The sequence below is a fragment of the Actimicrobium sp. GrIS 1.19 genome, from assembly GCF_035984655.1.
Lineage (GTDB): Bacteria > Pseudomonadota > Gammaproteobacteria > Burkholderiales > Burkholderiaceae_D > Actimicrobium.
In genome coordinates, this window is the sequence record NZ_JAXCHT010000001.1 from 168,335 (window position 1) to 192,578 (window position 24,244).

General features: G+C 62.3%; 23 protein-coding genes. 6 read left to right on the top strand and 17 right to left on the bottom strand.

Annotated features, from left to right (window positions below):
* Nucleotides 1–38 precede the first annotated feature (38 nt).
* The 10 genes from RCH09_RS00805 to RCH09_RS00850 form a co-directional block, all read right to left on the bottom strand.
* The gene (locus RCH09_RS00805) at nt 39–824 is read right to left on the bottom strand and encodes an enoyl-CoA hydratase/isomerase family protein (protein ID WP_326939115.1); all 786 of its coding nucleotides are present in this window, start codon (nt 822–824) and stop codon (nt 39–41) included.
* Complete coding sequence (locus tag RCH09_RS00810) at nt 821–2,425, bottom strand: carboxyl transferase domain-containing protein (RefSeq protein WP_326939116.1); 1,605 nt, start codon at nt 2,423–2,425, stop codon at nt 821–823. The genes RCH09_RS00805 and RCH09_RS00810 overlap by 4 nt, the downstream gene beginning before the upstream one ends.
* Nucleotides 2,422–2,808: a YchJ family protein gene (locus RCH09_RS00815; protein ID WP_326939117.1), complete on the bottom strand. Its 387-nt coding sequence runs from the start codon at nt 2,806–2,808 to the stop codon at nt 2,422–2,424. The genes RCH09_RS00810 and RCH09_RS00815 overlap by 4 nt, the downstream gene beginning before the upstream one ends.
* Nucleotides 2,805–3,203, bottom strand: coding sequence for a rhodanese-like domain-containing protein (locus RCH09_RS00820; protein ID WP_326939118.1), 399 nt, complete (start codon nt 3,201–3,203; stop codon nt 2,805–2,807). Before RCH09_RS00820 ends, RCH09_RS00815 begins: the two co-directional genes overlap by 4 nt.
* A 22-nt stretch (nt 3,204–3,225) precedes the next feature.
* Nucleotides 3,226–4,356, bottom strand: coding sequence for an acyl-CoA dehydrogenase family protein (locus RCH09_RS00825; RefSeq protein WP_326939119.1), 1,131 nt, complete (start codon nt 4,354–4,356; stop codon nt 3,226–3,228).
* A gap of 14 nt (nt 4,357–4,370) precedes the next feature.
* Entirely contained in the window at nt 4,371–5,045 is a 675-nt protein-coding gene (locus RCH09_RS00830) for an SDR family oxidoreductase (protein ID WP_326939120.1), read from the bottom strand.
* A gap of 2 nt (nt 5,046–5,047) precedes the next feature.
* A complete protein-coding gene (locus RCH09_RS00835) occupies nt 5,048–6,229 on the bottom strand; it encodes an acetyl-CoA C-acetyltransferase (protein WP_326939121.1) in 1,182 nt (393 codons plus the stop codon).
* A gap of 27 nt (nt 6,230–6,256) precedes the next feature.
* The gene (aceK, locus tag RCH09_RS00840) at nt 6,257–8,062 is read right to left on the bottom strand and encodes a bifunctional isocitrate dehydrogenase kinase/phosphatase (protein ID WP_326939122.1); all 1,806 of its coding nucleotides are present in this window, start codon (nt 8,060–8,062) and stop codon (nt 6,257–6,259) included.
* 60 nt (nt 8,063–8,122) lie between these two features.
* Complete coding sequence (locus RCH09_RS00845) at nt 8,123–9,307, bottom strand: isovaleryl-CoA dehydrogenase (RefSeq protein WP_326939123.1); 1,185 nt, start codon at nt 9,305–9,307, stop codon at nt 8,123–8,125.
* A 79-nt stretch (nt 9,308–9,386) separates the two neighbouring features.
* Nucleotides 9,387–9,797, bottom strand: coding sequence for a MerR family transcriptional regulator (locus RCH09_RS00850; protein ID WP_326939124.1), 411 nt, complete (start codon nt 9,795–9,797; stop codon nt 9,387–9,389).
* A 91-nt stretch (nt 9,798–9,888) separates the two neighbouring features.
* Here RCH09_RS00850 and RCH09_RS00855 point away from each other — a divergent pair, with 91 nt between their 5' ends.
* Nucleotides 9,889–10,935: an MBL fold metallo-hydrolase gene (locus RCH09_RS00855; RefSeq protein ID WP_326939125.1), complete on the top strand. Its 1,047-nt coding sequence runs from the start codon at nt 9,889–9,891 to the stop codon at nt 10,933–10,935.
* Nucleotides 10,936–11,298: 363 nt separating this feature from the next.
* Nucleotides 11,299–11,661, top strand: a complete 363-nt coding sequence (locus RCH09_RS00860; RefSeq protein ID WP_326939126.1) for a hypothetical protein — start codon at nt 11,299–11,301, stop codon at nt 11,659–11,661.
* A 19-nt stretch (nt 11,662–11,680) separates the two neighbouring features.
* On the opposite strand, the gene RCH09_RS00865 is transcribed toward RCH09_RS00860, so the two are convergent.
* From RCH09_RS00865 to argS, 5 genes are all read right to left on the bottom strand, one after another.
* Complete coding sequence (locus RCH09_RS00865; protein ID WP_326939127.1) at nt 11,681–12,469, bottom strand: helical backbone metal receptor; 789 nt, start codon at nt 12,467–12,469, stop codon at nt 11,681–11,683.
* On the bottom strand, nt 12,466–13,263 hold the full coding sequence (locus tag RCH09_RS00870; protein ID WP_326939128.1) for an SDR family oxidoreductase: 798 nt from the start codon (nt 13,261–13,263) through the stop codon (nt 12,466–12,468). Before RCH09_RS00870 ends, RCH09_RS00865 begins: the two co-directional genes overlap by 4 nt.
* A 71-nt stretch (nt 13,264–13,334) precedes the next feature.
* The gene (locus RCH09_RS00875) at nt 13,335–14,066 is read right to left on the bottom strand and encodes a thiol:disulfide interchange protein DsbA/DsbL (RefSeq protein WP_326939129.1); all 732 of its coding nucleotides are present in this window, start codon (nt 14,064–14,066) and stop codon (nt 13,335–13,337) included.
* Between the two features lie 17 nt (nt 14,067–14,083).
* Complete coding sequence (locus RCH09_RS00880) at nt 14,084–14,731, bottom strand: SPOR domain-containing protein (protein ID WP_326939130.1); 648 nt, start codon at nt 14,729–14,731, stop codon at nt 14,084–14,086.
* Nucleotides 14,732–14,755: 24 nt separating this feature from the next.
* Complete coding sequence (argS, locus tag RCH09_RS00885) at nt 14,756–16,474, bottom strand: arginine--tRNA ligase (protein ID WP_326939131.1); 1,719 nt, start codon at nt 16,472–16,474, stop codon at nt 14,756–14,758.
* 198 nt (nt 16,475–16,672) lie between these two features.
* Here argS and RCH09_RS00890 point away from each other — a divergent pair, with 198 nt between their 5' ends.
* Nucleotides 16,673–17,818 carry a branched-chain amino acid ABC transporter substrate-binding protein gene (locus RCH09_RS00890; RefSeq protein WP_326939132.1) on the top strand — a complete coding sequence of 382 codons (1,146 nt, stop codon included), beginning with the start codon at nt 16,673–16,675 and terminating at the stop codon, nt 17,816–17,818.
* A 16-nt stretch (nt 17,819–17,834) separates the two neighbouring features.
* Here RCH09_RS00890 and RCH09_RS00895 read toward each other — a convergent pair whose 3' ends face one another.
* Nucleotides 17,835–18,743 carry an aldo/keto reductase gene (locus RCH09_RS00895; protein WP_442784988.1) on the bottom strand — a complete coding sequence of 303 codons (909 nt, stop codon included), beginning with the start codon at nt 18,741–18,743 and terminating at the stop codon, nt 17,835–17,837.
* A complete protein-coding gene (locus RCH09_RS00900) occupies nt 18,734–19,567 on the bottom strand; it encodes an SHOCT domain-containing protein (protein ID WP_326939134.1) in 834 nt (277 codons plus the stop codon). Before RCH09_RS00900 ends, RCH09_RS00895 begins: the two co-directional genes overlap by 10 nt.
* Before the next feature lie 540 nt (nt 19,568–20,107).
* Here RCH09_RS00900 and RCH09_RS00905 point away from each other — a divergent pair.
* From RCH09_RS00905 to RCH09_RS00915, 3 genes are all read left to right on the top strand, one after another.
* On the top strand, nt 20,108–21,331 hold the full coding sequence (locus tag RCH09_RS00905; RefSeq protein ID WP_326939135.1) for a maltoporin: 1,224 nt from the start codon (nt 20,108–20,110) through the stop codon (nt 21,329–21,331).
* 126 nt (nt 21,332–21,457) lie between these two features.
* Complete coding sequence (locus tag RCH09_RS00910) at nt 21,458–23,089, top strand: alpha-amylase family glycosyl hydrolase (RefSeq protein ID WP_326939136.1); 1,632 nt, start codon at nt 21,458–21,460, stop codon at nt 23,087–23,089.
* Between the two features lie 4 nt (nt 23,090–23,093).
* Nucleotides 23,094–24,170, top strand: coding sequence for an ABC transporter ATP-binding protein (locus tag RCH09_RS00915; protein ID WP_326939137.1), 1,077 nt, complete (start codon nt 23,094–23,096; stop codon nt 24,168–24,170).
* Nucleotides 24,171–24,244 lie beyond the last annotated feature (74 nt).

Here is a 24,244-nt window from a genome sequence, read left to right on the forward strand (position 1 = left end):
GGTGTCCTGAAAAAAATTTGTGTGAATAAGTTGCGTAATCAATCCAACCAGCCCGGCTTGCGCTTGTCCAGAAAGGCGCGCACGCCTTCGCGTCCTTCGTCGGAGGCGCGAATGACAGCGATCCGTTCGGCGGTCTCGGCGATCAGCGCATCGGTGATCGGCGCGCCGCCGATGTCGCTGACCAGTCGCTTGGCTTCGCGCACCGCATTCGGACTGGCCGATACCAGTGCCTTGACCAGTGCTGCCACGGCCTCATCCAGCGCCGCTGCCGGCACCGCCTGTGCGACAAAACCAATGCGCAGCGCTTCACTGGCATCGAAGCGTTCCGCCGTCAAAAAATAACGCCGTGCCGCATTCTCCCCCATTGCCTTGATCACGTACGGGGAAATCGTGGCCGGGATCAAGCCGAGCCGGACTTCGGACAGGCAAAAGTTCACCGTATCGGCGGCGACTGCGATATCGCAGGCGGCCACCAGTCCCATGCCGCCGGCATAGCAGTCGCCCTGGACTTGCGCGACCACCGGCTTCGGGCACAGATAGATGGTGCGCAGCATCTCGGCCAGGCACAGTGCGTCGGCCAGGTTCTCGGCGTCGCTGTAACCGGCCATTTCCTTCATCCAGTTCAGATCGGCGCCGGCGCAGAACGCCACGCCGTTTGCCGCGAGCACGATGGCGCGCACGCTGTCGTCGTCGCCGAGTTCGCGAAACACCGCAGTCAGTTCGGCAATGCTGGCGGCATTGAAGGCGTTGCGTACATCGGGGCGATCGAGGGTGACGGTGGCGAGATGGCCGGCACGGGTGAGAGTGAGTGTGCTCATCATCACATCCGGAAAATACCGAACTTCGTTTCGGCGATCGGCGCGTTCAGCGCCGCACTCAGGCCCAGCGCCAGCACGCGGCGGGTGTCGGCCGGGTCGATCACGCCGTCGTCCCACAGCCGCGCCGAGGCGTAATACGGGTGGCCCTGCTGTTCGTATTGCTGGCGAATCGGCTGCTTGAAGGCTTCCTCTTCGTCAGCCGTCCACGCGCCGCCACGACCTTCGATGCCATCGCGCTTGACGGTGGCCAGCACACTGGCGGCCTGATCGCCACCCATCACCGAGATGCGCGCATTTGGCCACATCCACAAGAAGCGCGGCGAAAACGCGCGCCCGCACATGCCGTAGTTGCCGGCGCCAAAGCTGCCGCCGATGATGACGGTGAACTTCGGCACGGCTGCCGTGGCCACCGCCGTGACCATCTTCGCGCCGTTGCGCGCAATGCCTTCGTTCTCGTATTTGCGGCCGACCATGAAGCCGGTGATGTTCTGCAAGAACACCAGCGGAATCTTGCGCTGGCAGCACAGCTCGATGAAGTGGGTGCCCTTCAGGGCCGACTCGGAAAACAGGATGCCGTTGTTGGCGATGATCCCGACCGGCATGCCGTGGATGTGCGCAAAACCGCACACCAGCGTGGCGCCGTAGCGCGCCTTGAATTCATCGAACACGCTGCCATCGACGATGCGGGCAATGACTTCGTTGACGTCAAACGGCTTGCGGGTATCGACCGGAATCACGCCGTACAATTCTTCGGCCGGATAGTTCGGCTCGACCGGCTCGCGCAGATCGAGTTGTGCGATCTTGCGCCGATTCAGGTTGGAGACGATGGTGCGCGCCAGCGACAACGCGTGCAGATCGTTTTGCGCCAGATGATCGACCACGCCGGACAGGCGCGTATGCACGTCGCCGCCACCGAGATCTTCGGCGCTGACGACTTCGCCGGTGGCGGCTTTCACCAGCGGCGGTCCGCCCAGAAAGATCGTGCCCTGGTTCTTGACGATGATCGATTCATCGCTCATGGCCGGCACATAGGCGCCGCCGGCGGTGCACGACCCCATCACCACCGCGACTTGCGGTATGCCCTTGGCCGACAGCGTGGCCTGGTTGAAAAAGATGCGGCCGAAGTGATCGCGGTCGGGAAACACGTCATCCTGGTTCGGCAGGTTGGCGCCGCCGCTGTCGACCAGATAGATGCATGGCAAGTTGTTCTGGTCGGCGATTTCCTGCGCGCGCAAATGTTTTTTGACGGTCAGCGGATAGTAGGTGCCGCCCTTGACGGTGGCGTCGTTACAGACGATCACGCACTCCTGGCCGGAGACGCGGCCGATGCCGGTGATGATGCCGGCCGAGGGCGCGGCGTTGTCGTACACATTGTGCGCGGCCAGTTGCGACAGCTCCAGAAACGGCGTGCCCGGATCGAGCAGCATCTGCACGCGGTCGCGCGGCAGCAGCTTGCCGCGGCCGGTGTGCTTGGCACGCGCATCGTCGCCGCCGCCGAGGGCGATTTTTTCGACCGTGCGCTTGAGGTCATCGACGACCAGCTGGATCGCTGCGGCATTGGCCTTGAAATCATCCGAACGCGGGTTGAGTTTTGATTCGAGGATCATGGTGTGGCTCTGCTTTCGGGGAAACTGCCATCGAGGTACAACCAGCGGCCATCGTCACGCACGAAGCGACTGACTTCGTGCAAGCGATGGGCGCGGCCGTGGATCTTGTAGCGGGCAACGAATTCGACGCTGGCGTGATCGCCATTGCCGCCAATCTTGCGCACGTCGAGGCCGAGCCATTTGGCGTGCGGGTCATGTGCCAGATCGGGCGGACAGGTGCTGGACGACCAGGTCGCGCGCAGGTAGTCGATTGCGCCGCGGGTGTAGGCGGTATAGCGCGAGCGCATCAGTTCTTCGGCGCTGGCGGCGACCGCGCCGGCATCGATGAAGCGACCGCAGCAGCTGACATAGTCGCCGCCGCCGCACGGGCAGAGCTGGCTCACCGGGGCTTCTTCACGTAGTCGGCCACCGGCGCACCGGCGGCTTTCCAGGCGCTGAAACCGCCGGCCAGATCAGCCACGTTGGTCATCCCCATGTCCTGCACCGTCTTGGTAGCCAGCGCGCTGCGCCAGCCGGCGGCGCAAAAGAAAATGAACTCGCGATCTTCGCCAAAGATGGGCTTGAAATACGGCGACTCCGGATCGACCCAGAATTCAAGCATGCCGCGCGGCGCATGAAACGCGCCCGGAATCACGCCTTCGCGTTCGACTTCGCGCGGGTCGCGCAGATCGACCAGTTGCACCTTCGGATCGTCCAGCCGGGCGCGCACGGCGTCGACCGACAGCGTCGTAATCTCGGCGCTGGCTTCGTCGATCAGGGCCTTGTAGCCTTTTTTCATGGGGGTCTCCTCGGCTCGATTGTCAGGCCAGCGCACGGCCGATCAGGATCTTCTGGATGTCGCTGGTGCCTTCATAAATCTGGCACACGCGCACATCGCGGTAGATCCGCTCGACCGGAAAATCCGACACATAGCCGGACCCGCCATGAATCTGGATCGCGTCGGAACAGACTTTTTCGGCCATCTCGCTGGCGAACAATTTTGCCATCGCCGCTTCCTTCAGGCACGGCACCCCGGCGTCCTTCAGGCTCGCCGCGTGCCACACCAGCTGGCGCGCTGCTTCGATCTGGGTCGCCATGTCAGCCAGCTTGAACTGCACTGCCTGATGCGTGAAGATGGTCTGGCCGAAGCTGACACGCTCCTTGGCATACAGCAGCGCCGCGTCGAACGCCGCGCGCGCCATGCCGACGGCTTGCGCGGCGATGCCGATGCGTCCGCCTTCGAGGCCGGACAGCGCGATGCGATAGCCCTGGCCTTCGTCGCCGATCAGGTTGTCGGCCGGGATGCGGCAGTTCTCGAACAGGATCTGTGCCGTATCCGACGAGTGCTGGCCGAGCTTGTCTTCCAGCCGCGCGACGATGTAGCCGGGCGTATTGGTTGGCACCCAGAACGCGCTGATGCCTTTCTTGCCGGCCTCTTTGTCCGTCACGGCCAGCACGATGGCGACATCGGCATACTTGCCGCTGGTGATGAACTGCTTGACGCCATTGAGCACGTAGTCGTCACCGTCGCGCACGGCGGTGGTGCGCAGACTGGAGGCGTCGCTGCCGGCATGCGGTTCGGTCAGGCAAAACGCGCCGAGCATTTCGCCCTGTGCCAGTGGCCGCAGCCATTGCTCTTTCTGGGCCGGATTGGCATACATCATCGCGATGCTGCAGACCGGACAGTTGTTCACCGAAATCACCGTCGAAGTGCCGCCGTCGCCGGCCGCGACTTCTTCGATCACCAGCGCCAGCGCAAGATAGTCGAGACCGGCCCCGCCATTGGCTTCCGGCACGGCCACGCCATATGCACCCAGTGCGGCCAGCGCATGCAATTCATCCTGCGGGAAGTGATGTTCCTTGTCCCAGCGGGCCGCGTTCGGCACCAGCCGTTCCTGCGCGAAGGCGCGCAGCGCTTCGCGGATCATGTCGTGCTCTGGACTCAAAATCATTGGGTTCCTTTGAACTACCAGCTCAGCGCGCTGCCGTCGTAATTGAAAAATTTGCCGTTGTCGGCCGCACGCAGGCCAGCCAGCGTAGTGCGGATACCGGCCACGCTGTCTTCGACGGCCAAATCCGCGCCGTCGCCACCCATGTCGGTGCGCACCCAGCCCGGATGCAGCGACACGCAAATCGCCTTTTGCGGGCCGAACGTCAAGGCGCTGTCGACCAGCACCGAATTCAGCGCGGCCTTGCTGGCGCGGTACAACCAGCCGCTCGGACTGCCGCGCTGACCCATTGATCCCATCAGCGACGAAATCACCGCCAGCCGTCCCTTGCCATTGACCACCAGCGGGCCAATCAGCGGCAGCAGTCGCATCGCACCCAGCACGTTGGCGTGCATCACGGTGTCGAATTCGGCCTGCGTCGGTGTTTCCAGCCCGCTGGTGCGCGGACCGTAGACACCGGCGCACAGGATCGCGACATCGAGCCGCTCATCGTCGAGCCGCCAGCCGAGCGCAGCGCATTGCTCGACATTGGCGACATCGAGCTGGATGGTTTCGCAGCCCAGTTCGAGCAACGCATCGGCATGCTGCAACTGCCGCACGGTAGCGATCACGCGCCAGCCATCGGCCCGATACTGGCGTGCCAGTTCGAAACCGATGCCGCGCGAGGCGCCCACAATCAGAGCGACGGCCATGCTTACACCAGCTCGATGGCCATGGCCGTGCCTTCGCCGCCGCCGATGCACAGCGTGGCAACGCCGCGCTTGCCGCCGGTTTTTTTCAGCGCGCCGATCAGCGTGACGATGATGCGGGCGCCGGACGCGCCAATCGGATGACCCAGCGCACAGGCGCCGCCGTGGATGTTGACCTTGCTGTGCGGGATGTCGAGTTCGCGCATTGCCGCCATTGGCACGGCCGCAAAGGCCTCGTTGATTTCGAACAGATCGACGTCTTTCAGGGTCCAGCCGGTTTTCTTGAACAGCTTGTCGATCGCGCCGATCGGGGCGGTGGTGAACCAGTTCGGTTCCTGCGAGTGGCGGCTGTGGCCGACAATCCGGGCGATCGGCGTGCAGCCGAGTTTCTTGGCGGTCGATTCGCGCATCAGCACGAGTGCGGCGGCGCCATCGTTGATCGACGACGACGACGCCGCAGTGATGGTGCCGTCTTTCTTGAACGCCGGTTTCAGCGTCGGGATCTTGTCGAGCTTGGCCTTGGCCGGACCTTCGTCCTTGCTGATGACGACATCGCCGCTGCGACCCGAGACCGTCACCGGCGCGATTTCCCAGTCGAACGAGCCATCGGCGCTGGCGGCCTGGGCGCGCTTGACCGAGGCGATCGCGAAGGCATCCTGCTCTTCGCGGGTGAACTGGTATTTGGCAACGCACTCTTCGGCGAAGGTGCCCATCGAGCGGCCCTTGTCGTAAGCGTCTTCCAGTCCGTCGAGCATCATGTGGTCATACATCATGGCGTGGCCGATGCGGTAGCCGCCGCGCGCTTTCGGGATCAGATACGGCGCGCCGGTCATCGACTCCATGCCGCCGGTGACGACCACCTCGTTGGTGCCGGCCAGCAGCGAATCGACGCCGTACATGGTGGCCTGCATGGCCGAGCCGCACATCTTCGACAGGGTGACCGCGCCGGCCGAAACCGGAATGCCGGCCTTGATTGCGGCCTGCCGCGCTGGCGCCTGGCCCTGGCCGGCCATCAGGCAATTGCCGAAGATGACGTCGTTGACCTGGTCCGGATTCAGTCCGGCACGCTCGACCGCAGCGCGGATCGCGACGGCGCCGAGTTCGTTGGCCGACAGCGACGTGAAGTCGCCCTGAAAAGCACCCATTGGGGTACGGGCTGCGCCGACGATGACGATGGGATCATTCATGGTGGTTCTCCTGACAAATTGTTTTGGTTAGGCAGCCTGCGCTGCGACGGTTGGACTATTGAGAAGTTGCGCCTGATAACTGAAGCGCAGTTGCTGCGGATACGGAAATACGTCGTCAATCTGGCCGGCCAGAATACGCTCCTTGCAGCCCTGCCAGTATGCCGCGCTGAGCAGGTCGGCGTGGTATTTCATGAAATACTTTTTGACGTTGGCGTTACCCAGCAAGAAAGTGCCGAACTGCTCCGGGAAAACATCGTGCTTGCCAATCGGATACCACGGCTCCGCGGCCATTTCGTCTTCCTCGTTGCGCGGCAGCGGAATGGTGCGGAAATTGCAGTCGGTGATGTATTCGATCTCATCGTAATCGTAAAACACCACGCGGCCGTGACGGGTCACGCCGAAATTTTTGTACAGCATGTCGCCCGGAAAAATATTTGCCCGCACCAATTCCTTGATCGCATTGCCGTACTCGAAAATGCCGTGCTCGATCGCTGCATCATCGCCGCGTTGTTCGGCGCTGCTCAGCCAGATGTTCAACGGGATCATGCGCCGCTCGATATAGACGTGCCTGATGATGACTTGATCATCATCTTCTTCGATCAGCGACGGCGCAACCGATTTCAGTTCGGCCAGCAAGTCGTCGTCGAAGCGGCTGCGCGGGAACGCGACATTGGAATACTCGAGGGTATCGGCCATGCGACCAACGCGGTCATGGTTCTTCACCAGCACGTACTTTTCGCGCACCAGCGCCGGCGTGGTTTCCTTTGGCGGCGGGAAGAAATCCTTGATCACCTTGAATACATACGGAAACGACGGCAGGGCGAACACCACCATCACCAGCCCCTTGATGCCGGGCGCGGCCTCGATGCGATCCGACGAGTGGCGCAGGTGGTGCAGGTAATCGCGGTAGAACAGCGACTTGCCATGCTTTTGCAGGCCCAGCATCGTGTAGATTTCACTGCGCGGTTTTTTCGGCAGCAGCGAGCGCACGAACTGGACGTAGCCGGACGGCACTTCCATGTCGACCATGAAATACGCGCGGGTAAACGAAAACAGCACGGTGATCAGGGCCGGATCGAACAGCACCGTATCGAGAATCAGCTGGCCCTTGCGGTTGTGCAGGATCGGCACCACGAACGGGTATTCGCGATTGCCATTGATGCCCTTGCCGATGATGTAGGCGCCCTTGTTGCGATAAAACAGGCTGGCCAGCACCTGCACCTGATGATTCGGTTCGAGGTTCTCGGGGCCGAACACATCCTGCAGACGGCTTTCGACCAGCCCGATATCGCGGTCCAGATCGGCGAACGGACAGGCCAGCTGAAAATTGGTGACGATGCGCTTCAAGGTGTAATGCAGGCCGTCGGCGGCCGGATAGTACACGCGGTAGCTGGGCGCGAGATCGCTGGTTTCGATGTACTCGGTGGAAATCACCGGGCGCACGAAAATAAAGTCGTTATGGAAATAGGTGCGGTGCAGGATGTTGCAGCAGACCGAATTGAAAAACGTCTCGGCCAGCTCCGGCTGCTTGTGGTCGGTCAGCAGGCCGATGTAATGCAACTTGACTTCGCGCCAGACCGCATCGGTCAGTTCGCCGTCGTCGTATTCATCTTCGAGGATCGCAACGCACTCATGCACGCGCTTGTCATAGAACGCGATGCGCTCGCGCAGGCTGGTTTGCTGCAACTGCCAGGCGCCTTGCTCAAAGTGCCGCTTGGCCGCCTGGCTGGTGGCGCGAAACAGGCGATAGTGCTTGTCGAAGCCATCCAGGATGGTGCGCGCGATGTCGAACGCGATCTGCGACGAAAGCAGTTTGGGGAACGCAGCTGTCATGTCAGGACCCGAATGGCCATTGCCGGAGTGCCAGTGTAGCCATTTCGCGCACCGGGTGAGTTATCGGGTCTCGGCAAACAGCTCGCGCCCGATCAGCATGCGCCGGATCTCGCTGGTGCCCGCGCCGATTTCGTACAGCTTGGCATCACGCCACAGGCGCCCGGCCGGGTATTCGTTGATGTAGCCGTTGCCGCCCAGCGCCTGAATCGTTTCGCCAGCCATCCAGGTGGCTTTTTCGGCGCTGTACAGGATCGCGCCGGCGGCATCCTTGCGCAGGGCGCGCACCGCCTCCGGCGTTTTGGCACGGTCACAAGCCTGGCCGACCGCATACACGTACGATTTGCAGGCCATCATGGTCGAATACATGTCGGCCAGCTTGCCCTGCATCAGCTGGAATTCGCCGATCGGCTGGCCGAACTGCTTGCGCTCATGCACATACGGAATCACCACGTCCATGCAGGCCTGCATGATGCCCAGCGGGCCGCCGGACAACACGGTGCGTTCGTAGTCCAGGCCGGACATCAGCACATTGACGCCCTTGCCCAGGCCGCCCAGCACGTTTTCGGCCGGCACTTCGCAATCGCGGAACACCAGTTCGCCGGTGTGCGAACCGCGCATGCCGAGCTTGTCGAGCTTCTGGGCGACGCTAAAGCCGGGGAAATTCTTTTCGATCAGAAATGCCGTCATGCCGCGCGGGCCGGCTTCGATATCGTTCTTGGCATACACCACCAGCACATCGGCATCGGGGCCGTTGGTGATCCACATCTTGGTGCCATTCAGGACCCAGCGGTCGCCTTTCCAGTCGGCGCGCAGTTTCATGCTGACCACGTCCGAACCGGCGTTCGGCTCGGACATCGCCAGTGCGCCGATGTGTTCGCCCGACACCAGCTTCGGCAGGTATTTGGCCTTCTGTTCATCGCTGCCATTGCGCTTGATCTGGTTCACGCACAGATTCGAATGCGCGCCGTACGACAAACCGACCGAGGCCGAGGCGCGCGAGATTTCTTCCATTGCGATGATGTGGGCCAGATAGCCCATGTTGGCGCCGCCGTATTCTTCGCCAACGGTAATGCCGAGCACGCCGAGCTCGCCCATTTTTTTCCACAGATCCATCGGAAACTGATCGCTGCGATCGATTTCGCCGGCGCGCGGCGCAATCTCGGTGCTGGCGAATTGGGCGATGGCGTCGCGCAGCGCGGCGATGTCTTCGCCATGGTCAAACGTCAGTCCGGGCAGATCGATCATGGCATCCTCAGTGGTCGGGAAATTGGTGGCGAAAGTGTACCTTGGATTGACGTTAACGTAAACGTCAACGCAGCATCATTCAAACGGCCTTCAGCGCGGCCTTTTTACTGGCGCGGCCCTCCAGCACCTTGCGGCATTGGGCCTCATGCGCGCTGATTTCGGCCAGCGTGATGTCGATGTCTTCGCGCTGCAATTCCAGCGTTTGCCGATGGGCGTCCAGCACCGCCAGGAAACGCTTCATCTGCGCCGCCGAATCCTTCGGTGATTCATACATGTCGACCAGGCCCTTGATCTCGGACAGCGTCAGGCCCAGCCGTTTGCCGCGCAGCGTCAGCTTCAGCCGGGTCCGTTCGCGCGCGGTGTAGACCCGGGTGCGCCCGCTGGCGCCTTCGCGCTTCGGACTGATCAAACCCTGGTCTTCGTAGAAACGGATCGCGCGTGGCGTGATATCGAATTCGCGCGCCAGTTCGGTAATGGTGTAAGTTGGCATCCGGTGTGTTGTAAGCGACAGTTGACGTAAACGTAAAGCATTGTAGACGTGCCAGCCCGATTTTTGCATCCCCTACCCGGAAAAACCGCTGATGAATCTGCTCGAAGCCCAACTTGACTATCCTTTTGGCGACACCTTGCCCGCCAGCGGCGCCTTGCTCGAAGTCGCGCCCGGCGTGCACTGGTTGCGCATGGGCCTGCCGTTCGCACTGAACCACATCAACCTCTGGCTGCTGGAGGACGGCGACGGCTGGACTGCGATCGACTGCGGCATCGCCAGCGATGAGACGCGCGCGGCGTGGGAGGTCATCTTTGCCACCCACTTGCGCGGCCGCCCCATCACCCGCGTGCTGGCCACGCATTGCCATCCGGACCATGTCGGACTGGCCGACTGGCTGTGCCAGCGCTGGCAGGCGCCGCTGTGGATGACGACCGGCGAGTACGCCTTTGCGCGCATGATGTCGGCCGCCTTGCCGGGAGTCGATGGCACCGCCATCGTGCCGCATTTCCAGCGCCACGGCCTGAGCGACCCGGCCCTGCTGGAACGGCTGGCTGGCCGCAAGAGTTACTACCAGACGCTGGTGCCGGCGGTGCCGCTTTCGTACCGCCGCATTCAGGATGAACAAACCGTGCGCATCGGCGTGCATGACTGGCGCGTGATTACCGGTTTTGGTCATGCGCCGGAGCATGCCTCGCTGTATTCAGCGCAATTGAATGTGCTGATTGCCGGCGACATGGTGCTGCCGCGCATATCCACCAACGTGTCGGTGTTTGCGATCGAGCCGGAATCCAATCCGGTGCAGCAGTATCTGGATTCGCTGGCCAAATACGCGGACCTGCCGGCCGATACGCTGGTGCTGCCGTCGCACGGCAAACCGTTTCGTGGATTGCATACGCGCATCACCCAGCTCAATGACCATCATGCCGCGCGCCTGGCCGAGGTCGTCACGGCATGCGCCACGCCGCAATCGGCGGCCGACATCCTGCCGGTGATGTTTCCGCGCGCGCTGGATACGCACCAACTGAGTTTCGCGCTGGGCGAGGCGCTGGCGCATTTGCACAAGCTCTGGTTCGATGGCGTGCTGCAGCGTCGTGTTGGCGACGATGGCGTGTTTCGCTTCGTGGCCCTGGGCGCCTGACGCGCAACCGGGCGGACTGCGGTGAACTGACATCAACAGCACCGCACCGAATTCGCTGGAAATTTTTGCCACCAACACTACACCTTTGCCGCGCGACAAATAAGCTGTTGATCATCTTGCATCGCCATCGGCGCACACCTACACTGAGAGCTGCCGATGTCCGACAAGTTTTGTTGCAGGCCCTCTGGCAGTCCTCCTTCGCCTTCATCGCTACGCGACAACATCCACCGATTTCCACGTTCCAATTTAATTCTTATTGGTCAATAAAAGTTCCTGTCAGTCAGAGACTGACTCTCAGGATTCGACATGGAATAGTGCGCAATAATGAAAGCATCTATCGAACGAGAAGACTTCAGCGAACGCTTGCAGCTTGCGTTGCGAAATGCCGACTACTCACCGGACAGCCCGACACAACTGGCGCGCGAATTCAACATTCGCTTCGCAGGTCGGCCCATCACCGTCCATGCTGCGCGCAAGTGGCTGGTGGGGGAGGCGATCCCCACTCAGGAAAAACTACGGACCCTGGCGCAGTGGCTGGGCGTGCCCGCCGAATGGCTGCGTTTTGGCGGCGGCGACGACAAGAGTGCAGAGTCGGCCGATCCGACCCTGCGCTTCGAATCCGCCGATGTCAAACTGATCGCCGACCTGCAACGGCTCGACGAGACGTACCGCGTCATCGCCCGCGAAATCATTCGCATGCTGGTGCGGATCAATCGCCAAAAATGAGGCAACCCCGCTGGCGGATTCAGCACTCTGACTGAATCCGTCGCAAATACTGCAAGCCGGCAATGGCCCGGCTGCCGTACCACGACAGCATCTCTCCATCTACCAGCCGTACCGGCTTGCCAATCTGTTGTTCCAGACTGTCGACATGCGCCTCGCCGAAGTGATACGGCTCGCTCGACAGCAGCACCAAGTCCACCGCTTGCACCAGCGCATCCGACCAGCTGAAGGTCGGATAGCGCGCCATCGACGTCGGCGCCGGCCATTGCTGCCAGCCAATCTGTTCCAGCATGCGCGCGATGTACGTATCGCGCGACACCGTCATCCATGGATCCTTCCAGATGCAATACAGCACCCGTTGCGGCGCGCCAGGCGTCAGCAGCGCCGCGGCCGATTCGAATTGCGCGCACAGGGCTTCGGCCTGCGCGACCCGGCCAAAGACGCCGCCGAGCAAGCGATACAGCGCCAGATTGTCGCGCGGCGCCAGCGGATGGGTGACGATCACGTGCGGCACGATCTTGCGCAATGCATCGACGGTCGGTTTTTCGTTTTCGTCGATGTTGACGATCAGGTGGGTTGCGCCAAACGTGCTGATCTTGTCGACATTCACGTCCTTGGTACCGCCCACCTTGGCAATGCCGCGCACCACATCGGCCGGATGAATGCAGAAACCGGTGCGCCCGACCAGCGACTGCGCCAGGCCGAGGTCGCACAACAGCTCCGTAATCGACGGCACCAGCGAGACGATGCGCGGCGCCTGTGCGGCATCGACCGGTTGGTGCTTGATGCCGAGCGCGTCGATGAGCTTCATGGCGCGCTGCGGGCCTTGCGCGGAGCATGCGCAAACAAGCGGTCGTACACGGCATCGGGCAGCAGGCGCAACATTTTCGCGACCACGCCCATTTGCCATGGCAAAACGCAATAGCTGCTGCCGACGGCGATGGCCGCGATGGCTTTGCGCGCAAAACTGTCAGCCGGCATCAGGAACGGCATGCGGTAGCTGTTGTGATCCGTCATGGGTGTGGCGATATAGCCTGGCGCGATGGTGACGACGCCGATGCCGCGCCCGCGCAGCTCGACCCGCAGTGCTTCGCAATAGCTGATGACGGCGGCCTTGGAGGCGCTGTAGGCGCCGGCGCCGGGCAAACCGCGGATGCCGGCGACACTGCCAATGCCGACCAGGCGTGGCGCCGCGCGTCCGCCCTGCACCTGCGCGGTCATGGCCGCGATGAAGGGCGCGAAGGTGGCCACGGTGGCGATCAGGTTGGTGTCGACAATGCGCTGGAATACGGCCAGATCGGCACCGTGTTCGGTCAGGGTGCCGTGCGAAATCCCGGCGTTGGCGATTACCACGTCGACTGCACCGCCGGCCAGGAAGTGCTGCGCCGCTGCGCGCAGCGCGGCATGGTCGGTGACGTCGAGCACATAAATCTGATGGGCGACGGAATTGGGCAGGCTGGCGACCAGTTCGCCGAGCAGTTCGCGCCGCCGTGCGACCAGACCAAGGATCGCTCCTTGCTGCGCATAAGCGCGCGCGAGTGCCGCGCCGAGACCGCTTGATGCGCCGGTGATGAAGACCCGCTGCGCGATGGGTGCTGCCGCCATGTCACCTCCGGCTTGCTCAATAAAAAAAACCCGCCGGGTTGACGGGTTTGCTGGCGCGGATGAGTACCCGCTTATTTCTTGGCTGGCGCCTTGGCCGCCTTGGCCGCCGGCGCTGCCGGTGCCGTGGTGGCGCCCTTGCGTTCCGCCTGGGCCTTGGCCACCAGCGCATCCATCACTTGCAAGGTCGAGGTTGCCAGCACGTTTTCAGGCTGGCTCTTGCCAAACGCGGTGCCGACAATCGATGGCGAGGTAAGGTACTTGCCGTCGATGGCAATGGTTGGCACGCCGTCGATCTTGTAGGCCTCCTGCATCGAGCTGGCCTGGCGCACCTTGCTTTGCATGCCGAACGAGTTGTAGACGTCGGCGAATTTCTGCTTGTCGAGGCCCTGCTTGCCGACGAAATCGAGAATCGTCGCATCGGTGTCGATCTGCTGGCGTTCGACGTGGATGGCGTTGAATACCTTGCGCTGCATTTCTTCTGATTTGCCCATTGCTTCCAGCGCGTAATATAACTTCTGCTGGGGAATGAACGAATCGCGGAAAGCGACCGGCACACGCTTGAAGGTGATGTTGTCGGCATTCTTCTTGACCCACTCGGCCAGCGACGGCTCGAACGCGAAGCAATGCGGGCACGAATACCAGAAGAACTCGGTGACTTCGACCTTTTTGCCGGCTTCGGTCGGCTGCTGCCGCTCCAGCGTGCGGTATTCGGCGCCGTTTTGCGGCGCCGTCGGACTCGCCGTCGCGGCGGCCATGATCAGACCAAGACTTGCCGACACCAGCACTTGTTGAATGAAACGCATACGACTCCTTCGGGGGATCAGGGGGTTTTAGGGGTGCGAACAACGGCGACATCGACGCCACTGTCGGTCAATTTGCCACGGGTACGATTCATTGCATCGAGCTGGCTGAACGGCCCGACCCGCACCCGGTACAGCACGCCGGTGTCGCTGGGCCGTTCAGTGATGTGCGCTTCGAAGCCGAGCAGTGCCAGTTTGGCACGGGCGCTTTCGGCATCGTTCTGCTCGCGGAAGGCGCCAGCCTGCAGATAGTAGGTCCATTTCTCGTCGCTGCCTTCCTCGGCGCGCGGATCGACTTTCTTGGGCTTTTCGGCGACCGGCTGGGCCGCGGCTTCCTTGGCGGCGGCGTTCTTGACGGCTTGCGGATCGGCCGAGTTGGGCGGCGCCGGATCGACTGCCGGCGGCGCTGCGGCAAAACCCTTGGCAGCCTCCTTGGCCGGATTCTTGTTGCCGTACAGCGGCTTGTTCGGGTCGGTGGCCTGGCCCGGCGTGAGTTCGGCGCGATCGGGCTTGGCCACCTTGTTGAGGAACGGCAGCGTGGTCTTGTTGATGGTCAGCGCGACGCCGACGGCAATCCCGAGGCCGATCACCAACCCGATGATCAGGCCGAGCAGGGTGCCGCCGGTTTGGCTGCGGCGGGACAGGTGTTTGTGGATGTGTTGGCTCATGCGTGCTGGATTCAATTCGAAAGATTACATTCTTGTGGGTGCCGATACGCCAAGCAGCGACAGACCGTTACGCAATACTTGCCGGGTTGCCAGCAACAACGCCAGCCGTGCCATTCTGGTTGGCACATCGTCGACCAATACCCGCTCCGCATTGTAGTAGCTATGCAGTTCCCCGGCCAGATCGCGCAGATAGAAGGCGACCTGGTGCGGGCCGAGTTCTTCGAGCGCGTGTGCCAGTGCATCCGGATAGTCGGCCAGCTTGGCCAGCAGCGTCGCTTCGCGCGGGGCTGTCAGCGGGCTCAGGTCGACCTCGCGCAGCGTTGCTTCGTCGCCGCCCCATTGCGCCAGCACCGAGCAGATGCGGGCATGCGCATACTGCACGTAATACACCGGATTTTCATCCGACTGCGCCCGTGCCAGATCGACATCGAACACGAACTCGGAGTCGGCCTTGCGCGAGATCAGGAAGAACCGCACCGCATCGCGGCCCCGGGTCAGGTCGTCGGTGGCGTCGCCGTTGGACCATTCGATCAGGTCGCGCAAGGTGACATACGAGCCGGCGCGCTTGGAGATCTTGACCTCTTCGCCGTCCTTCATCACCGTCACCATCTTGTGCAGCACGTAGTCGGGATAGCCCTGCGGGATGCTCTTGCCGGCGGCTTGCAGGCCGGCGCGCACGCGCGCGATGGTGCCGTGGTGATCGCTGCCCTGGATGTTGATGGCGCTGTCGTAGCCGCGCTCCCATTTGACGATGTGATACGCCACATCCGGCACGAAGTACGTGAAGGTGCCGTCGGATTTCTTCATCACGCGGTCTTTGTCGTCGCCGTAGTCGGTGGTGCGCAGCCACAGCGCACCTTCGTGCTCGTAGGTCTTGCCGGCGGCGATCAGCGCCTCGACCGCGGCGGTCACCTTGCCATCGCCGTACAGCGACGACTCCAGATAGTAGTTGTCGAACTTCACGCCAAACGCCTGCAGGTCCAGATCCTGTTCATGGCGCAGGTAGGCGACGGCAAACTGCCGGATCGAATCCAGGTCGTTGACGTCGCCACTGGCGGTGGCCGGCGCGCCATCGACGGCGCCGACGGTTTTTTTGGCCAGGAAATCAAGCGCGATGTCGCCGATGTAGTCGCCGTTGTAGGCGGGCTCCGGCCAGTTCGCGTCGCCCGGGACGAAGCCGCGCGCGCGCGCCTGCACCGAATTGGCCAGCGTGGCGATCTGCACGCCGGCGTCGTTGTAGTAAAACTCGCGCATGACGTCATAGCCCTGCACCTCGAACAATGCCGACAGCGCATCGCCCAGCGCGGCCTGGCGGCCATGGCCGACATGCAGCGGGCCGGTAGGATTGGCCGACACGAACTCGAGCAGCACCTTGCGGCCCGCGCCCTGCGTGCTGCGGCCGTATTCGGTGTTCTGCTGCAGCACCGTATGCACCACCTCCTGTTTCGCGGCCGTGGCCAGGCGCAGGTTGATGAAGCCGGGTCCGGCGATCTCGACGGCGTCGATCAGGCCGCTGCGGGCCGGGTCGGCCATCAGGGCGGCAACCAGTTGCTGCGCCAGTTCGCGCGGATTCTTTTTCAGCGGCTTGGCCAGTTGCATGGCGATGTTGCAGGCGACGTCGCCATGGCTGGGGTCGCGCGGGCGTTCGAGCACGACTGCCGGTTGCAGCTCGGTGCCGGCAACCAGCGGCGCCACGGCGGCGTTGAAGAGGTCAGTGATGCGTTGTTTTTGATGGGCGAGCATGGATTGGGCGCAAATTGGGACAGTCGGCAAGGCCGGACTGTCGTGAGGAAATGGAATCCGATTATACCGAGCCGACCGGCCTGCGCCTATCGACGGCCACGCATCGTTGGAAACGTCATATCCACAGCACAAACGCTTCGTTCACCGTGACGCCGCGGATTTTTAAAATATACCTGTCAACTCGTCGAAAGGAAAACCATGCATGACCAAGCATTCCGCGCCGCTGCTGCGGCCCTGATCGTGCTCGCAGGCCTGGGCACGGTGCAAGCACAACAGGTGGTACGTATTGGCCATGCCGGACCCACCACCGGTCCGATCGCCCACCTTGGCAAGGACAGCGAAAACGGCGCCCGGCTCGCCATCGATGCACTCAATGCCAAAGGCGTCGTGATCGGCGGCCAGCCGGTGCGCTTCGCGCTGCAGGCGGAAGACGACGGCGCCGATCCCAGGCAGGGCGCCAGCGTGGCGCAAAAGCTGGTGGATGCCAAGGTCAATGGCGTGGTCGGGCATTTCAATTCCGGCGTCTCGATTCCCGCCGCCCGCATCTACGCCAACGCCGGCATTGCGCAAGTCTCGCCCGCGGCCACCAGTCCGAAATACACGCAACAGGGTTTGCCGACCACCTTCCGGGTGGTCGCCAATGACGTCCAGATCGGGCGGGCGCTGGCACGACATGCAGCGCAACAGCTGCACGCCAGGCGCATCGCCGTGATCGATGATCGCACCGCGTATGGCCAGGGTCTGGCCGACGAATTCACCAAGGCGATCCGCACGCATCCCGGCATCAGCGTGGTGTCGCAGCAATACACCACCGATCGCGCCACCGATTTCAGCGCGATTCTGACCGCCATCAAGGCCACTGCGCCGCAGGTGATCTTTTACGGCGGCATGGATGCGGTGGCCGGTCCGCTGCTGCGGCAGATGCGTCAGCTCGGCATTGACGCGACGCTGGTTGGCGGCGGTGGCATCTGCAATGACGCGCTGCCCGGCCTGGCTGGCGGCAGCATCGCCGACGACCGCGTGGTCTGCGCACTGCCGGGCGGGGTCGAGCCGGACCGCGCCGCCGATCTGGATGCCTTCAAGCGCGCTTACCGCAAGCAATTCGGCACCGATGTATTGTGGGTCGCCGCCTACGCGCATGACGCGGTGATGGTTCTGGTCGACGCCATGCAGCGCGCCGGCACTACTGCACCGGACAAGTATTTGCCGGCGCTGGCGCGCAGCCGGTACCAGGGCAGCACCGGCCTGCTGGCCTTCGATGAGCACGGCGATTTGCGCGATGCTGCGGTGACGCTGTATGTGTTTCGCGGCGGCGCGCGCAATCAGATCGGGATAATCCGCTAGATCGGCGCGCAATCCATCAGGCCACTTCAGCACCCGTTGACGCCGCCAGAATTGCAAACCAGTCTTCGCGCGCAAGGGTCACGGCGCAGGCGGACACCGCCTCGGCGATCGCCGCAATCCGGCCCGATCCGGTCAGCACCAGCGGCCGGGACGGATGTTGCAATACCCAGGCCGTGGCAATCACCGCTTCGCTGACCGCGTGCAGTGCAGCGACCCGCGCCAGTTCGGCGCGCACCCGCTGCACCCGGGCATCGCCGTCGCCAAACAACTGCCCGCCACCGAGCGCCGACCAGATCATCGGCGCGCAGCGCAGGCGCTGGGCCTGATCGAGCGAACCGTCGGTGAGCGCGGCCGGCTGCAGCACCGACAGCTCGACCTGATTGGTCACCAGCGGCACCCGCGACGACAGCAGATCAAACTGCGCCGGCGTGAAGTTGGAAACACCGAAATGCAGCACCTTGCCGTCCTTTTGCAATTGCAGAAAAGCCTCGGCCACGGCATCCGCATCCATCAGCGGATCGGGGCGATGGATCAGCAGCAGATCCAGGTGATCGGTGTGCATCGCCCGCAGCGACGTCTCGACCGACGCCAGGATATGCGCGCCGCTGGTGTCGTAATGCTTGACCCGGTGCTGTGGACGATTCGGATGCACCAGCTTGATGCCGCATTTGCTGACGATCTGCAGCCGCTTGCGCAAGCCCGGCGCCAGCGCGAGCGCCTCGCCGAGCAAGGTTTCCGACACATAGCCGCCATAGATATCGGCCTGGTCGACCGTCGTCACGCCTAGCGCGAGTGCCTGCTCGAGCAGCGCCACCCGGGCCGCTGGCGCAAGATTCCACTCGGCCAGCCGCCACAGTCCGAACACGATCCGGGAGAATTCCGGACCGTCGGCGGCGAGCCGGATGCGCGGTGCGATCACAGCGATTTAAGGATGTCGGCGCGCTTGGCGGCGTACTCTTCTTCGGTGATCAAGTCTTGCGCGCGCAGGCGCTTGAGCGCTTTCAGGCGCTCTTCCTGGGCAGCATAGAACTTGTCATCGCGCGCCACCGGCAGCGGTGCAGCGACCGGGGCAGGTTGATATTGCGTTGGCATGGCCGGCGCAAGTATCGTATTTTTGGGCGTGTTTGGCGTCACCGACAGGATCACCGAGTCGGTGCGCGGATGCTGCATGCCCTCCGACGACAACACCACTTTCGATGCCTTGGCGCGACTGCCGAAGTTGAATTCGCGCGCCCGACGGGTGGCGCGATAGGCGCCGATGAAATCGGTTTGTGCTTCGCCCACGATCAGGTTCAGGCCGGTGCGGTCGATGAAGGCGCGGCCGCTGGTGCCGACCTTGGTGCCCAGCACGCCGCTGTTGCCGCGGCTGACCACAAAGAAAATCACATCCTGCTGCGGACCGGCCTTGGCCAGCGCCAGCGCCAGGCCACGCGCCAAACTGCTCGCGCTGTCGTCATCGAACAGGCCGACCGGCTTGCCCTTACTTTCTACCTTCAACAGCAACAGCGCGTGGCTGAGCGTATCGACCGGCAGTTCCTGCGGCTGCAGATTGGCCGGGCCAGGATTGGCTGTCAGATAAATTTGGTCGAACTCGCCTTCGCTCCACGCCATGTCGCGCGGCGAACAGGAGGCGCAGGCTTCATAGCGAGCGCCCTCGGTCGAGGCGCCGGCAAAGGGCGCGGCGCCGAGCAGGGATAGTCCAAACAGGGTCGGCAACAGACGCGGGGCAATCAAGGTGATGAGGCGCATGAATTCTCCAAGGGGGCAAATGATGTCGAAAACGACATCAGGAAAAGCTGATGTTCAGGACAATTATTGAGGACTTTCGGTCTCTGCCAGAACAAATGGCAGAAAAGCGAATGTACTTCAATTACTTGTAGTATTAGTACAGCAATTTTACAACACTCAACTATCATTGGTGCGGATTACCCTTCCGGCCGCATATTCTCATAGCAGAGATCAGGCTTAAATCCGAACTTCACGATGCGGCGTTGTTACATTTGCATCAAAAAAAATGCAATTTTTTTAGTAAAACTACAAAGAAATGCTAGAATTAATCACAGTGGCCTACAGGAATCCGTGCAGCAAATGCGATTTTATCGGTTTCAGCCTCAAACAGGCGAATTGTAGTTTCACTAGATTTTGGCCGTGACGATCTGTCATGTCCGAAAGTCTGGCGCAATGCCTGGCAGCTTGGAGCATATGCCGGGAGTAACAGGGAATTCGCGCTTGGTCGAGTTGACTAAGTTCGCGCACGACACAATTTTAAAAAATCTATTAGGAGATGAAATGAGCCGCATTTTGAAATCACTGCCGGTGGCAGCCACATTGGCCTTGACAGCGTCGTTTGCGCAGGCCGCATTCCCAATCGACTTCGGTGGCTATTTCCGCTCCGGTTTCGGCACCTCCAGCGAAGGCGGCAAGGAAGCCTGTTTCGGCCTGGCTGGCGCGGGTTCGAAATTCCGCCTCGGTAACGAGTGCGAGACCTACGGCGAGCTGGCCTTCGGCGGCGAAGCCTTCAAGGGCGCCAACGGCTTCGGCATCCGCCTCAATACCCGGCTGGCATTCGTGGTCAAGAACAACACCGATTTCGAGCAGTATTCACCGGCATGGCGCGAAGCCAACGCTGTCGCCGAGAACATCGGTACCGGCGCGTTCTCAAAAGCCAAGGCCTGGGTTGGCAAACGCTTCTACGATCGTCAAGACGTGCATATTTCGGATTACTACTTCTGGAATGACAGCGGTCCTGGCGCCGGTCTGGAGAACATTGATCTGGGCGGCGTCAAGCTGGCCTACGCCATCATCCGCAATGCCGACGATGCAGACAACAAGCGCACGATTCTTACCCACGACATCCGCTTCTCGGGCATCAAGACCAATCCGGATGGCGAACTGACGCTGGGTGCCGAGCTGATGCAAAAGCGTAACGGCATTGGCGCCAGCGCTCCGACCGCCAGTGGCCACTTGCTGACCGCGATGCACGTGCAGAGCAATCTGATGGGCGGCTTCAACAAGATCGCACTCCAGTACGGCAAAGGCAGTGGCGCCGGTACCGGCAGCGTGAACTTTGGCGCGCTGACAGACGACAAGGTGACGCGCATTACCGAACAGATCATGGTCCAGCCTGAAGGCACCAAGTGGTCCGGAATGGGTACCTTCGTGTACGAAGACAAGGAAACCGCATCGATCCACAGCAAATGGACTTCGTTCGGCGTGCGTCCGGTCTACCACTTCGCTGACAACATGAGTCTGGCAGCGGAATTCGGTTACGACCAGGTCAAGCCAGACAATCAGGCGACCCGTCATCTGACCAAGTTCACGATTGCTCCGCAACTGAGCGCCGGCAATGGTTTCTGGTCGCGTCCGGTGCTGCGTGCGTACTACACTTACGCCAAGTGGAACGATGCTGCGCAATCGGCAGCGGGTGCTGGCGATGCGTTGTCGACAACCGGTGCCTTCGGCGCCAAAACCAACGGCAGCACGGTTGGTTTCCAGGTCGAGACATGGTGGTAAGTTGACCCATGGCCGCAGCCCCGCGCTGCGGCCATGTTTCATTTTCTGGAGTTTGTCCTCGGCCAGCAACGGCCTTGACTCGTCTTCGTCAGCTTGTCGACGAGTCTCTTTTCTACCGGAACCATCATGATGCATTCCGATCGCAGCCCCGACTGGTGGCGTGCGGCAGTCATATACCAAATCTACCCCCGCAGTTTTTTTGACAGTAATGGCGATGGCGTCGGCGACCTGCCGGGCATCACCGCGAAACTCGATTACGTCGCCGGTCTCGGCGTCGATGTGGTGTGGATATCCCCTTTCTTTACGTCGCCGATGAAGGATTTCGGCTACGACATCAGCGATTACTGCGACGTCGATCCGCTGTTCGGCACCCTTGCAGATTGCGACGCCCTGATCGCCCGCGCCCATGAATTGGGACTGCGCGTGATGATCGACCAGGTGCTGTCGCACACCTCGGATGCCCATCCGTGGTTTACCGAGAGCCGCAGCAGCCGCGATAATCCGAAGGCCGACTGGTATGTCTGGGCCGATGCCCGCGACGACGGCAGCGCGCCGACCAACTGGCTGTCGGTGTTCGGCGGCTCGGCCTGGCAATGGGACACGCAACGCCGGCAGTACTACCTGCACAATTTCCTGAGCTGCCAGCCGGACCTGAATTTTCATTGTGCTGCGGTGCAGGATGCCCATCTGGCCAATCTGCGTTTCTGGCTGGAGCGCGGCGTCGACGACATCCGGCTCGATGCCTGCAACTTCCATTTCCACGACCAGCTGCTGCGTAACAATCCGCCAGCCACCAAACGCGATACCAGCAGCGTGTCGGCCGTCAATCCGTATGGCATGCAGGCGCATGTGTACGACAAGACGCGTCCCGAGAACCTGGCATTTCTGGTGCGCCTGCGCACGCTGATGAACGAATTCAAGGCCGTCGCCATTGGCGAAGTCGGGGCCGACGATTCGCTGGCCGTGATGGCCGACTACACCGCCGACGGTGACAAGCTGCAACTGGCCTACAGCTTCAATTTGCTGACGCCCGAATTTTCAGCCCACCATATCCGCACCCAGGTCGAGCAGTTTGAAGCCCGCGTGGCGGGTGGCTGGGCCTCGTGGTCGATTGGCAACCATGACAGCGTGCGCGTCATGACACGCTGGGGCGGCGCCCATGCACCCACCCAACTGGCCAAGGTGCTGCTGGCGATGCAGCTGTCGCTGCGCGGCACACCCTGCCTGTACCAGGGCGACGAGCTGGCATTGACCGAAGCGGACATCCCGTTCGATCAGCTGCAGGACCCGTATGGGATTACGTTCTGGCCCGACTTCAAAGGCCGCGACGGTTGTCGCACGCCGATGCCGTGGCAGGCGACCCAGCCACATGCAGGCTTCACCCATGGCAAGCCGTGGCTGCCGGTGCCGCCGGAACATGCGCGCGCTGCCGTCGATGCGCAAGATCGGGAGCCGTCTTCGCCGCTGAATTTTGCGCGCAACATGATTGCGTGGCGGCGTCAGTTCCCGCAGCTCACGATCGGCCAGATCCGGTTTTTCGACACCGCCGAACCGGTGCTGGCATTGCGGCGCGATCTGCCCGGCATGCCAGCACTGCTGGCCGCCTTCAACCTCGGCGACCAACCCGTCACCTTCAGCTGGCCCGATGCCAGCGCTGCGACTGCATTGTTCGGCAGCGGACTGACCGGAACGGCCGCCAACGGCACCATCACCTTGCCCGCCTTCGATGGCTGGTTTGGCGCAATCGGACAAGGATAATTACATGGCAGGACTGCAGCTCACGGGCATCAAGAAATCATTCGGCGACGTCAAGGTGCTGCATGGGATCGATCTGGACATCGCCGACGGCGAGTTCATCGTCTTCGTCGGTCCCAGCGGTTGCGGCAAGTCGACCTTGCTGCGCGCCATTTGCGGGCTGGAAGAAATTACCGCGGGCGAGCTGAAGATCGGCGCGCGCCTGGTCAACGACATCCCGCCGGCGCAGCGCGGCATTGCGATGGTGTTTCAAAGCTATGCGCTGTATCCGCACATGAGCGTGTTCGACAACATGGCGTTCGGCCTCAAGCTGGCCGGCGATGAAAAAGGCGCCACCCGCAACGCCGTGATGCATGCCGCCAAGGTGCTGCATATCGAGCCGCTGCTGGAGCGCAAGCCCAAGGAACTCTCCGGCGGCCAGCGCCAACGGGTGGCGATCGGTCGCGCCATCGTGCGCAAGCCCGACGTGTTCCTGTTTGATGAACCGCTGTCGAATCTCGATGCCTCGCTGCGCGTCCAGATGCGCATCGAGCTGGCCAACCTGCATCGCGAGTTGCGCGCCACCATGCTGTACGTGACGCATGACCAGATCGAGGCAATGACGCTGGCCGACCGCATCGTGGTGCTCAATGCCGGCCGCATCGAACAGGTCGGCAAGCCGCTGGAGCTGTATCACCGCCCGGACAATCTGTTCGTGGCCGGCTTTCTCGGCTCGCCGCGCATGAATTTCTTCAAGGGCAGCGTGCGCGTCGGCGGCCACAACAACCTCACCGTTGGTATCGGCGACGCCACCTTTGACGTCGACACCACGCGCACCCTGGCCGTTGGCACCGAGGTCACCATCGGCGCCCGTCCGGAGCACATCACGCTGGGCGACAACCCGGGCGGCGTGCCGGTCGAGGTGCATGCGGTCGAGCATCTCGGTGACGTCAGCTATATCTATGTGACCGTGGCCGGCAGCGACGTACCGCTGGTGGTGCGCAGTGCGCCGGACAGGGAGTGGGAAATCGGCCAGAAAACCGCACTGACGATTGCACCAGGCTGGCTGCATGTGTTTGACGAAGACGGCCGCGCCTGCCGCTGATTGCTTCATTCAGGCAGGGTGCGTAACGCGGGCCGCACCCTGCCATCTCAATAACAGCCTCGTGATTTCAATGG